Below are 12,295 nucleotides of genomic sequence, written 5' to 3'. Positions count from 1 at the left end.
ATCAGCGAACCTCCTCACCGGCCACCCAGACCCGCAACACGCGCGTGCCCGCCTCGAGCGGCGGACCGTCGAGCAGCAACACGTCGGCGCTGCGGCCGGCCGCGAGCAACCCGACTTGGTCGTCGATGGCCATCATCGCGGCAGAATCGGAGGTCAAGGCGCGCAGGGCTCCCGTCGGGCTCATCCCACCGGCCACCGCGTAGGCGGCCATCAGCGGCAGATCCGCGGCCCCCTCTTCGGCGTTCGAGTAGAAGGCCACCCGGTAGCCCGCCGCCTGCAGGTCGGCCATGCGGTTCGAGACGCGGTAACCGTCGTCCTCGGTAGTCGCACCGGAGGTCACCGTCGTGGAGACCAACAGGCCCGCCACGCGGCTCGCGACCTTGTCGGCCACCAGCAACGCGTCGCTCGCACCAATCAGCACCGGACGAATCCCCGCGGCCGCGCAGGCGTCCACGCAGGCGATGATCTCGTCGGCGCGATCGACCTCGATCAGCACCGCGACCCGGCCCTCGATGGCCCTCCGCAGGGGCTCGAGCTTGGTATCGACGCGGGGCTCCTTCGGAGCGCCCTTCGGAGTCTCCGGCGACTTCGGATCTTCGCTGGGCTCGGGGCGCTTGGCCACCGGGTACTCGCGCGACTGGCGGGTGACCGCGATCGCGTGGTCGGCGCCGCCGTAGGCCACGGTGCCCTCGAGCGTGACGTCCTCTTCGGGCTCCTCGAGGATGTCCGAGTACTTGGCCGTCAGGGTGAAGGGCCCGTCGGCTCCCTTGCCGTGCAAGGTCAACGTGCCTTCCAGCTCGTGGGGCTCGGGCTCATCCTCTTCGCTCGAGGTCGCAAAGTTGCCAGAGACCTCGACCAGCTGCGACGAGAGGGCCGCGCAGCGCAGGAAGCCGCTGACGCTCTCGCCGTCGAGGCGCAGCTGCATCCGCAGTCGAACCGGCTCCGCACCCTCTTCGGACCCGGCCGGCGTGAGTCCGCCGAGCCAGATGCCGGTGGTGGCGTCAGGATCGAGCGCCTTGTCCTTGCGCTTCTTCTTCTTCTCTTTCTTGTCCTCGTCGTCCTTCTTGTCCTCGTCCCCACCGTCGTCGTCGGCGTCGACTTCCGGCTCGGGCAGGGTGAAGGTCGGCGGGACGACTTCGGGCTCGTACTCCGCCAGCTCGGCGGCGTACTTGAGCCAGTCGTTGCGGTACTCGACCGCCTTCTCGAGGAGCTTGCGCACGTTCGAACCGGAGTCCGCGCGGTTGGATTCGGTCCAGCTCAGGCGCAGGGCCGCGGGGGTCTCGACGATCAGGCTGTCGAAGTCCTCGGCGGCCGGACGGTAGGCGAGCATGGGCGCGCCAGAACCGTTGCTGCCCTGGAAGTCCAGGACGACCGTGGTGACGCCGGCACGGGCGACCCGTCGATCGACCGAATCGCCGGGCTCGACGATCTGGGTCAGGTCGAAATCCGTGGCCGGCATGCGGCGGGAGCCGTCCAGACCCAGGTGCCCGAGGGCGTCAACGATCCCGGGCATCGCCGCGGCGCCGCGCACGACCGTGGCGCCACCGGGGCGGGCCACGCGCCGTCCGACCTCGACGATCTTGCCGCCGCGGATCAGCAGTTCACCGGGGCTGATGACTTCGCCGTCGCCCAAGTACAGCTCATCGACGGACACGACCGTCGTGCTCGAGCGGGCAGCGGACCCGCTGCTCGAACCCGACTTGGGCTTCCAGGCCAGCTCGCCGCCGATCCAGGTGGCACGCACGCCCGGGCTGCCCCCGAGGGGCTGGCCGTTCAGCACGACGAAGTCGGCGCGCTTGCCGACCTCGAGGCTGCCGATCTGATCGCCGACGCCGTAGATCTCGGCCGGAATGCGGGTCACACCGGCGAGGGCCAGGTCCTTGCCGAGTCCGCCGCTGAGGGCCAGGGCGGCTGCGAAGTGCAGGTCGCGCAGGGGCGAGCCCGAGGCCGGGCTGATCGCCACCGGGACGCCGGCCGCCGCGAGGCGGGCGGGCACGTCGAGCTCGGGCCAGCGGTCGTCGTCGCCCTTGCCGCGATCGCTCGCGCCGCGGTTGCCGCGGAAGGGCACCTCGTACACGACGGAAGCGCCGGCCTCAGCAATCTCCTCGGCCAAGTCGCCGCTGTACTGCGCGCCGTGGATCACCAGACGCAGGCCGCGCTCGCGAGCGACCGCGAGCAGGGCGCGAATCTCGGACTCCGTGATGGCGGTCATGCGCCAGGGGGCGCCGGCGTCCATCAGGCCCTTGAGGTCGGCGATCGTCTTCGGCCCGTAGGCAGCGAGTTCCTCACCGGCTGCGACGCCGTCCAGAAGCTCTCGCAACGCCAGCACCGCTCCCATGGTGGTGCGCGGCAACTGCTCCTCGGGAACGCCCAGACCCACGTCCACCGTGGCGGGGATCGGCGGCATCCAGTAGCCGGGGGTGCTGCGGGCCTCTTCGCTGATCGCGCCGTGGATCGCGGCGTCGGCGTTGAGCACGCGCGCCTGGGGCTCGCCCGCCCCCAAGCTCACCACCGCGCCGTGACCTGCGATCAAGCGGCCTCGCGCCGGATTGATGTAGGCCGAGGTCACGCCCGCGGCCAAGCCGTCGACGTTGGTCGCGTAGAAGTCGAAACCGTCCACCGCCGAGAGGTCCGGCGCCGCGGTCCGCGGGGCCGGTGAGCCCTGGGCCAGATCGCTACTGGCGGCCACGAAGCCGGGCACCAGCACGGCATCGGGTCCGTAGTCGATCACCTGCGCCCCGACCGGTACGACGAGATCGGCACCGATGGCGACGATGCGTCCATCGGAGACGAGCATCGCGCCGTTCTCGAGGGTGGTCCCCGCGGCGTCGACGGTCAGGATCGTCCCCGCGCGAATCACGAGGGTGTCACCGGCTACGGCTAGGGCGGGAGCGCCCGCGGGCGCGGGGGCGGCGAGCGCGCCGGCAGCGAGGGTCAGGAGCAGGGGATGCATCGTCACTTCTCTTCGGCGTCTTCGTCGTCGTTGGACTCTTCCACCACACCGACGCTCTCGACGCCCTGGGGCGACGCGGAGCCGGCACCGAGGGGCTGTTGACCCTCGAAGATGTACTTGTTGCGGACGTCCTTGCTGCGGTCGTAGACGTGGTTGCCTTCGATGAAGGCGTGCTCGACCCACGACTGCGAGCTGAGCGGGTCGCCGGAGAGCAGCAGGATGTCGGCCAGCTTGCCGACCTCGAGACTGCCAACCTGGTCGCCAAGGCCCAGGATGGCCGCCGGGGTGGTGGTCACGGCGTCCAACGCCGCGGCCCGGTCGAGCCCGTGGGCCACGGCGCGGGCCGCCTGGAACCACAGGGAGTTGCTGCTGGCGTTCTCGCTCGAGAGGGCGAAGGTGATGCCCTTCTCCGCGAACACACCGGGAACGAAGGTCTCGGTCTCCTCACCGGTGACCGGGTCGGTCTCGGTGTCCATCTGCGACCCCTGCAGGATCACGTCGAGGCCCGCGGCGGCGATCACGTCAGCGGCCTTCCAGCACGAGCTGTCGAGCACCAGCGTGGTCCGATCGAGGAAACCGTTCTGGGTCGCGATGTCGATCGCGAGGTGCACGTCGCGGGGGCTGCCGCACCAGACGAAGGCGTCGTAGCGGCCCTCGACCAGCTCCAGGAGGGGCTCCTGCTGCTCGTCGATTGCGCCGCGCGGGATCAGCTCGAGGCCGTCGACCTTCCAGGTGCTGCCGCCCATGGCGCGGCCCTTGGCCTTCTCGCCTTCCATGTCGCGACCCTGGTAGAGGGCCTCGCGGCGGGCCAGGTCGCCGCCCTGACGGGCGTCGGCGACGACGTCCTCGAGGTAGCGCTGCAGGTCGCCGAATGCGCCGCGCAGGGCCTGGGCCTGGGTGGCGCGCGAGTTGCCGCGCTTGGGCGCCGCGGAGAGCTTGAGCCCGTAGTTCGGGCGCACGGTCATCTCTTCCACGGTCATCCCGGTCGGATGCACGATGCGTCCCTTGGCGGCGACGACCGTGTCGTTGCCCTGCTGGACGTTGATCGTCGTGACCCCCCAGCGCAGGCAGTCCTCGAAGTAGAGGTTGATCGGGTCGATCGAGTCGCGCACGTCCAGGAACGGCGCGACGTCGATGTTCTCGTTGGGGCGGTCCATGCCGCGGTTCGAGTGGGCTTCGATGAAGCCCGGGAAGGCGACCAGCTCGGGCCCGCCCACCACGGGCGCGTCCCAGGGCTTCTCGACCTCGGCGGCCGGACCGATGGCGACGATGCGGCCGTCCTCGACCACGATCACGCCGTTTTCGATCTCGGTTCCCGAGTTCTGGATGATGCGGCCAGCTTCGATCACCAGCTTGTCGGCTTGGGCGAAGGGCGCGGTGGCTACGGCGGCGAAGGCGATGCCGGTGAAGAGGCGGCTGCCGATTCCCGCTTGGCGGCTCGTTCGATGGTTCATCGGTGAGGGCTCCGTTGGATTGCTTGCTGTACGGGGTCGCTCGTCAGAGTCGGAATAGAGCGGGAGGGTTTCAGTCACGCGGATCGACGACCAAGTCGCCTTCGAGCATCACGCCCACGACGGCGGACGTGGCCTCGAAGGGCACGCCGCTCCACAGGCACAGGTCGGCGTCCTTGCCGATGGCGAGGGTGCCGACGCGATCGGAGATGCCGATCATCTCGGCCGGCACGCGGGTCACCGAGGCCAGGGCCGTGTCGAAGTCGAGTCCACCACGCATGGCGTAGAGGGGCTGCATCGACAGGCGTTGGTCGGGCTCGCTGCTGCCGTGCCCGGAGAGGGCGAAGGTCACGCCGAGCTCGGCCAGACCAGCGGCGGTGTTCCAGGGCATCGCGGCGCCGTCGACGTCGGTCCGTCCGTCCCAGGTGAAGGGCGGCAGGACCACCGAGGCGCCTGAGCGCTGGACCATCTGGGGCTCCTTCCACGCCTCGGCGGCCGAGTCGAGGATCAGGTTCGGAATGCCGAACTCGTCCTTCAGGAACAGCGTCGTGCGGATGTCCTGGGTCGTCGCGGCCTGGACCATGAAGGGCAGCTCGCCGGCCATGGCAGCCTGCAGCTGCTCGGCGCCCGGGAAGCTCTTCGACTCGTCTGCCGCTGCCACCATGGCGTCGTAGAAGGCCTTGCGAGCCTCCCATTCGACGCCCATGCGAGTCGTGGGCCGGCGGTTGAAGATCGAGTTCGGGCGCTGGAAGGCGGGCCGGTTGCCGGAGCTCGGCAGGCTGCCGACGCAGCCGCGCAGGACCACGTCTGCCGCCACCTGGCGCGCTTCGATGGTCGGCTCACCGCCGGTCTTGAGCGCGACGCCGAGGCCGCCGATCACGTTGCGATCGAGGGGCGTCGCCAGAGCGGTGGTCACGCCGCCGCGCAGAGCGCGCTGCCAGTCCTCGTCGAACAGGTCGACAGCGTCGGCCATCCGCATATTGGCGGTGACCTCGCTGCCCTGTTCGACGGTGTTCCAACTGGCGGCGACGCGCAGGCTCAGGTCGATCAAGCCGGGCGTGATCGCGCCGACTCGAATCACGTCGCCGCCACTCGGGCCACCGGGCCCCATGGCGACGATCTTGCCGTCCTGGACGCGGATGAAGCCGTTCTCGATCACGCTGCCGTCGGCGGTGTAGATCGCATCGGCGCTGATCGTCCACGAGCGCTTGGTCTCTTGGTCGTCCGACGCGACGCCATTGATATAGTCGTCGGTCGCGACGCCACCGATGACGGGCCCGGCGACGGGTCCAGAGAAGAGCACCGCGGCGCAGGCGGCGGCGAGGGTCGAAACGATCATTGGTCGTCACCTCCGTGCACGCGCTCGCCGCCGACATAGACGGCCTCGAGCACGCTGGTCAGGTCGAGCGGGTGGCCGCTCCAAAGAAGCAGGTCGGCGTCCAACCCGCGGCGCAGGGTGCCGACGCGGTCACCGACGCCGGCGATGGCGGCGGCGCCCGAGGTCATGGCCTTCCAGACGGTGTCGGCATCGGCCCCGGCGCGCACCAGGGCGGCGCCGTCGAAGCGGAAGCGGGTGGCGTCGGTCAGCTCGAAGGCGAAGGGCAGGCCGGCCTCGACGACCGCCAACATGGCGTTGATCGAGCGCTCGCCCAGTCCCGGGCCGAAGCTGTCGAAGACCACGGCGAGGCCGCTGCTCCTCAGGCTCTCGACCTGCTGCTCGCCGACGCGGCGTGCGCCGAGCAGGGCGCCGCGCAGACCGTGGCGCTTGGCCAGGGCCATGGCGCGCTGGGCGTCGGCCTCGGTGGTGGCCGCGATCAGCACCGGCAGGGCGCCCGAGCGAGCCTCGGCGTACACGCCCTCGGCGCCCTCGCCCAGGCGCGCATCGAGTTCGGCGATCACGCCCGAGTAGCTGGTTGGGTAACGGTCCGTGTTGGCCGCCGCCGCGTTGACCGAGAGGGCCAGGTGTGCCTTGCCCTTCACGACCTTGCCGCCGTGGGTCTTGACCACAGCCGTCAAGCCGCCGACGACGTTGGACGCCGCGGGCGTGAGCACCGCAGTGGTGATCCCGGCTGCCGCCGCTTGCTCGCACGCCTGCGTCTGCGGGTCGAAGCCGAACCGCAACTCGGCCCCTTCGAGGAAGGGTCGCGTGGAGTCCGTGCGCTCGCTGGCGGGCAGCAGGTTGCTCTGGGGGGCGACCATGCCTGCCGTGAGCACACCGTCGTGCTCGACCAGGTTGGTGCCCTCGGGCAGCGTCAGGCCGACGCCCACGTCGCGGATGCGGCCGCCCTCGATGACGACGATGCCGTTCTCGAGGACGTTGCCGTCGCCGACGACGACCGTGGTCGCCTTGATCGCGAAGACCGGCGCAGCAGCACCGTTCACGACAACGCCGTTCGTTGTCGCGACGGATTCGGGGGCGTCGGGCAGCCCGGGGGCCAGCGCGAGGGCGAGGCCGATCAGGGTTGCATGCATGGCTTTCGGGGGTGGTACGGGAGGCGGTGCGATTGCCCCGCTCGGTCGGTGGATTCGCCCCCACGGCGCCCCATTGGAGGGAGCGCGACGGGGACGTGGACGGGACGCGAAAGAGACGGCCGGGCTACTCTCGCTCGACGACGACTTCGCCACCGAGCACGACGAACTGCACGCGCGACGAAGAGGCGAGGGGATCGCCGGTGAGCACGACCAGGTCGGCGTTCTTGCCGACCTCGACGGTGCCCGCCCGATCGGCCAGGTCGAAGGCTCGCGCCGGGCGAGTGGTGATCGCCGCCAGGGCGGCCTCGCGGTCGAGGCCGTGCCCCACCGCCATCGCCGCCAGGAGCGGCAGGTCGCGGACCTCGCTGTCGCCAGCGGTCCCGATCATCACGTCGACACCCGCGGACTGCAGTTGTCCGGCGAGTTGGAGTTCCTTGGCACCGAAGCGCCCGCCGAGTCCACGGCGCTCGGGCACCACCAGGACGGTGACGCCGGCATCGTCCAGCTCCTCGGCGATGAGGTGGCCGTCGGACGCCCCGGCCAGGATCCAGCGGGTGCGGGGCTGCTTGGCCATGAGCTCGAGCAAGAGGCGCATCTCCGCCACGCGGTGGGCCTCGATCACGATCGGCAGCTCACCGCTGGCCACGCGCGCCAGGACCTGGGAGTCGGCGTCGAAGCGCGGAGCCCGCGGGCGGGAGTCCTCCTTGTAGCGCTTCTCCTTGAACTCCTTGCCCTTCTCGCGGGCCTCGTCCATCTCCTTCTTGCGGTCCTTCTTGGCCTTCTTGAAGTCGTCCTCGAGCTCCTTCTCGGCCTTGGCGATGGCTTCCTCCCACTCGGCCAGGTCGCTCTCGTAGTCGATCTGCGAGCGGCGATAGCGGTCACCCTTCTCGATCGACTGGACGATCTTCTCCACCGAGTCGAGGCGCTCGAAGACGTCGCCGCCCTCGACCTGGGCCGCGACGCAGGCGTCAGACAGCAGGATCGAATCCAAGGACGCGTTGCGATCGTTGCGAACCATCGCGCCCAAGCCGCCGATGCGCGAGCCGGCCCCCGCTTGGATGCGCGCAACCGTCACGCCCGCGGCCAGGGCCGCTTCGCGCCAGGCCTTCTCGGCGTAGGGGTCGAAGCCGTCCACCGTGCGCGTGGCCGGCCCGGCGCCGCGATCGCTGAGGCTGGCGCCGTCGATGCCCAGGGTCGACCAAGGATCGATGAAGCCCGCGCAAACGACCGCGCCTTCGATCACGCGAGCGCCCTCGGGCACTTCGAGACCGACGCCGACGGCGGCGATGCGGCCACCCTCGATCAGCACGTCGACCCCTTCGAGCTCCTTGCCAGGCCGGACGATGACGCGTCCGGCGTGGATCAGAACGGCGGGAGCCGATTCGACCGCGTCACCATCGGCCCTTTCGCCCTCGGAGGTGTCGTCGCCCTCGAAAGTGCCGTCGACGGAGGTCCCGGCGACTGCCGTCGGCACGGCGAGCGGGTGGACGGGAGGAGTGACCGGTGCGGCCAGGGCCGTGGGGGCGGCGAGGAGGCCGATCACCAGCGGCAGGCAGGTGCGGAGTTCACGCATGGCAGAAGGGACGCAGCGGCGCAGGGTGCGGCACGGCGGATAGGGGGACGGTGCGTGGGCCTTACGGACCTCACCGCGGGCCATTCCGGACCTAGGGACGGTTCGAGGCAAACGTATGGAAGGTTTTTTGGCCCGAGACCGCAATCCGGGGCTCTGTCTACCCAAGGGCCGCTCGTCGCGGGCGTCAGCCATTGGGACAGGTCCCGGGGATGCATAACAGGACCGCCGCATCCACTGATACCGCGGGCGGGGTCGGGCAGAGGCTTTCGGCCCAGTCGGGCCGGTAACTGCCACTTACATGGCTATTACATCCGGGTTCGTTCGGTTCGCCGCCGCGGTGGGCTCTGCCACGGGTCGTGTGTCCCAAGACCTGCTTCCTACACCCGATGCTCTTCGAGCCGCGCTACTGGCGTGACCGGCTGGAGGACATGTCGCAGGTACCGCGGCAACTCCTCGTTCTGCCGCGCCAGGAACTGGCCCTACCCGGCGGAGAAGCCTCGGAGCTGTGGCTCCGCGCCCATGACAGGGTCCGACTGCGGGCCCTGTTTGCGCGTTCGGTCGTCCTGTTCCCGCGTCCCGTGGTGCGCCTCAGCCTGACCTCGAGCAGCCTCCAGGCCCCGCGGCTCGACTGGGACAGCATCGCCGACGGACAGGTGCAGTTGGTCGTGGAGAACGTCCCCGGCCGGCGGCTCGAGGATCGGGTGCTGGACCTCCTGCGCACGATCCAGGCAGCCCGGGAGCAGGCCCAGCTCGACGACGGCCGCCTGACCCTGCGGACCGGCGAGCGTGACGCCGCGCGGGACGAGGTGATGATCGTCGACCGCCTGCTGTCCGACGGTCGGATCTGAGGTCGCGCCTTCGGGGGCGGACCGAAGGGCACCGCCGGTGAGCGAGTTGGCCCCACTGGCCGCGGATGGCGGTGACCACCGGGGGCTAGACTGCCCGTCCGATGTCCGCCCCGCGCCCCGACCCGCTCGAGCGAGCCCTGCCCGAGATCGCCGCCCGCGTCGCGCGCCGACTTCTGGCCGGCGGCGGTGACGGCCAGCGACTGGGCGGGATCCACGTCACCGGGGGCGCCGTCCCGCGCCCCGGCAGTCGCGGCGCAGCCACTCCGGGCCCAGCCGGTGCGGGCCCCGGCTCCGATCCGGGCCCCGCGGCTGGCCGGTCCCGCGCCGTGGTCACGGTCGAGTGCCTGGCGGGCGTGGCCGACGGTGGGCGCTTCGCCGTACCGATCGATGCGCTGGTGACCGCCCTCGCCCGCGACGAAGCCCGACGTCGCTCGATCGAGCTGACCTCGACCGGCGGTGGCGGCGCACTGCGGGTCGCGCTCGGCTCCGACCACGGCGGCTTCGAGCTGAAGGGCCTACTCGCCGCGCAGCTGACCGAACAGGGCCACCGCGTGCACGACCTGGGCACCCACGACGAACAGCCGGTGGACTACCCCGACTTCGCCGTCGCGGTGGCGCGCGAGGTCGCCGAGGGGCGCGCGGACGTCGGCCTGTGCGTCGACGGCGCCGGGATCGGCTCGGCCATGGCCGCGAACAAGGTGCCCGGCGTGCGCGCGGCCAACTGCAACTCGGTCGCCCTGGCCCGCAACGCGCGGGAGCACAACTACGCCAACGTGCTGACCCTGGGCGGTCGCATGGTCGAGACAGCGGCAGCGCTCGAGATCGTGCGCGCCTTCCTCGGCACGCCCTTCGGGGCCCAGCGCCACGGGCTGCGCGTGGCCAAGATCGACGCCCTCGACGGCTCGGCGCCCCGGCGCGCGCCGATCAGCTCCCACTGACAGCCCAGCCTTCGACCATGACGCCCCCCGCGCGAACCCAGCCCACCCCCGAAGAACTCGAGCGATTGCTGCTCGAAGTCGGTCGTCAGATTCTCGATCGCGGCGTCGGCGCGGCGGCGCCGTGGGGTTGCACGACCCTCTCGGTGCAGCTCTGCCCGGACAACCTGCAGCACGTCATCGACGCCGGCGCGTGCCGCGTGGGAGCGACGCCCGCGGGCCTGGGTGACGTCGGGAGCCTGGGCCGGTACATCGATCACACCCTGCTCAAGGCCGACGCGACCCTGGCCGAGATCGACGCGTTGTGCGCGGAGGCCCGCGCGCACCACTTCGCGTCGGTCTGCGTCAACGGCATCCACGTGCGACGTTGCGCGGAGCTCTTGGCCGGCAGCGGCGTGGCGGTCTGCACCGTGGTCGGTTTCCCCCTGGGCTCGACCGTGCCCGAGGTGAAGGCCTTCGAGGCGCGGCGCGCGATCGAGGACGGCGCCTGCGAGGTCGACATGGTGCTGTGCGTCGGCGCACTGAAGTCCGGCGACGACGCCTACGTGCAAGCGGACATCGCGGCCGTGGCCGAGGTCTGTCACGAGTTGGGCGCCAAGCTCAAGGTGATCCTCGAGACGTGCCTGTTGACCGACGACGAGAAGCGGCGCGCCTGCCAGGCCGCGAAGGCTGCGCGGGCGGACTTCGTCAAGACCTCGACGGGCTTCTCCACCGGCGGAGCGACGGTCGAGGACGTCGCGCTGATGCGCGCAACCGTCGGACCGGTGATGGGCGTCAAGGCCTCCGGCGGCGTGCGCGACACCGAGAGCGCCGAGAAGATGATCGCCGCGGGCGCGACGCGCCTGGGGGCCTCGGCCTCGGTCGCGATTGTGCGCGGCGGTGAGTCGAGCGGCGGCGGCTACTGAGCACCGCCGATCACCGCAGCGCGTCGATGGCTGCGCCGCACCGACGGATCAGCCGCGCGTCGGCGACTCAGAAGCGCAGGCGCACGGACACGCCGAGGATCCAAGCAGGATCGACGCTGGTCTTCGAGACCTGCTCCGAATCGGAGTGGAACGACACCTCGCGCCACAGGGTCGTGCCGAAGTAGAGCTGGGCGCTGCTGGACTGCAACGGCCCCCACTCCTCGAGCCCCGGGTGCCAGTCGAGGCCGGCGACCAGGCGCAGCTCCTCGTCGGTGAAGGAGCCGCCGGGCAGCGGGCCCTTGCCGTCGAGCCGGTACTCGCGGTTGCGGTAGGCCAGGTTGCTGAAGATCGAGCTGCCCTGGTCGAGCTCGCGCTCGAGGCGCAGGCTCGGACCGAGGGTCTCGAGCTTGGTGCGGTCGTCGATGCGCCAGTCCACGCCGAGCACCGGGATCAACAGGTCGTCGTCCTCGAGCCCCGTGCGCGCCATCAGGCCGACCACCGTGGCGAAGTCGTCGTCGACCCGGTAGCGGGTCTGGGCGAAGCCGCCGAACATCAGCGACTCCTCGAGGGCCGCGTCCTGTTCCGCCGCCGCGGACACACCCAGCCCCGCAGTCCACGACCAGCGCCGGTCCTGGGGACCGCGCCAGCCGGCACCCACGCGCGACCAGAGCACGTCCTCGACCGGCACGAACGAGGCCGGCACCAGGCCGCCTGCGTCGCCGAACTCGTAGGTCGCCGACTCGAAGTCGAACTCGAGGGACAGCTCCCGCTGGCGCTCGCCGGGCCGGCGCGCGATGAAGTCGAGGCCCGCGCGGCGCACGTCGACCGTGCCTACCTCGGCCAGGTCCACGCGGCCGAGCTGCTCGATGAACGGGCGCGCCGAGAGCCGCCACTCACCCAGGGTGTCGGGCGGCGGGGGCGGCGGGTCCTCGGGGCGGGGCTCTTCGACGCGGGGCTCGACCACCTGCAGGTCGGTCCCGTCGCCGACCAGGGATTCGTAGGCCTTGTCCAGGGTCCCCGGCGTGCGCGGATCGGAGGGCAGGGTCGGCGAGCTGGCCGAGGACTGCGCGAAGGCCGCACCTGGCGCCATGAGCACGAGACACGGGACGAGGGCGCTGAGCCGGAGCGGAGTCGTGCGGGGTCGGACCATCGAGGGTC

Annotated in this window: 9 protein-coding genes; 3 read left to right on the top strand and 6 right to left on the bottom strand. The window is 71.1% G+C overall.

From position 1 onward, the window contains the following. Position 1: 1 nt before the first annotated feature. From Pla133_RS00585 to Pla133_RS00565, 5 genes are all read right to left on the bottom strand, one after another. Complete coding sequence (locus tag Pla133_RS00585) at positions 2-2,953, bottom strand: amidohydrolase family protein (RefSeq protein ID WP_145061313.1); 2,952 nt, start codon at positions 2,951-2,953, stop codon at positions 2-4. Positions 2,954-2,955: 2 nt separating this feature from the next. Further along, on the bottom strand, positions 2,956-4,407 hold the full coding sequence (locus Pla133_RS00580) for an amidohydrolase family protein (RefSeq protein WP_145061311.1): 1,452 nt from the start codon (positions 4,405-4,407) through the stop codon (positions 2,956-2,958). Between the two features lie 70 nt (positions 4,408-4,477). Further along, on the bottom strand, positions 4,478-5,743 hold the full coding sequence (locus Pla133_RS00575; RefSeq protein ID WP_145061309.1) for an amidohydrolase family protein: 1,266 nt from the start codon (positions 5,741-5,743) through the stop codon (positions 4,478-4,480). Next, positions 5,740-6,876, bottom strand: a complete 1,137-nt coding sequence (locus Pla133_RS00570) for an amidohydrolase family protein (protein WP_145061307.1) — start codon at positions 6,874-6,876, stop codon at positions 5,740-5,742. The genes Pla133_RS00575 and Pla133_RS00570 overlap by 4 nt, the downstream gene beginning before the upstream one ends. A gap of 124 nt (positions 6,877-7,000) precedes the next feature. Further along, positions 7,001-8,449, bottom strand: a complete 1,449-nt coding sequence (locus tag Pla133_RS00565) for an amidohydrolase family protein (protein ID WP_145061305.1) — start codon at positions 8,447-8,449, stop codon at positions 7,001-7,003. A gap of 356 nt (positions 8,450-8,805) precedes the next feature. On the opposite strand from Pla133_RS00565, the gene Pla133_RS00560 reads away from it, so the two are divergent. The 3 genes from Pla133_RS00560 to deoC all read left to right on the top strand — a co-directional run bounded on the left by Pla133_RS00560 (position 8,806) and on the right by deoC (position 11,137). After that, complete coding sequence (locus Pla133_RS00560) at positions 8,806-9,297, top strand: hypothetical protein (RefSeq protein ID WP_145061303.1); 492 nt, start codon at positions 8,806-8,808, stop codon at positions 9,295-9,297. A gap of 101 nt (positions 9,298-9,398) precedes the next feature. Beyond that, entirely contained in the window at positions 9,399-10,235 is an 837-nt protein-coding gene (locus tag Pla133_RS00555; protein WP_145061301.1) for an RpiB/LacA/LacB family sugar-phosphate isomerase, read from the top strand. A gap of 218 nt (positions 10,236-10,453) precedes the next feature. Beyond that, complete coding sequence (gene deoC / locus Pla133_RS00550) at positions 10,454-11,137, top strand: deoxyribose-phosphate aldolase (RefSeq protein ID WP_419192468.1); 684 nt, start codon at positions 10,454-10,456, stop codon at positions 11,135-11,137. Between the two features lie 67 nt (positions 11,138-11,204). Here deoC and Pla133_RS00545 read toward each other — a convergent pair whose 3' ends face one another. Then, the gene (locus Pla133_RS00545; protein ID WP_145061297.1) at positions 11,205-12,287 is read right to left on the bottom strand and encodes a hypothetical protein; all 1,083 of its coding nucleotides are present in this window, start codon (positions 12,285-12,287) and stop codon (positions 11,205-11,207) included. Between the last annotated feature and the right edge of the window lie 8 nt (positions 12,288-12,295).

The sequence above is a fragment of the Engelhardtia mirabilis genome (assembly GCF_007748095.1).
Classification (GTDB): domain Bacteria; phylum Planctomycetota; class UBA1135; order UBA1135.
This window is presented reverse-complemented; position numbering and strand designations above follow the sequence as displayed.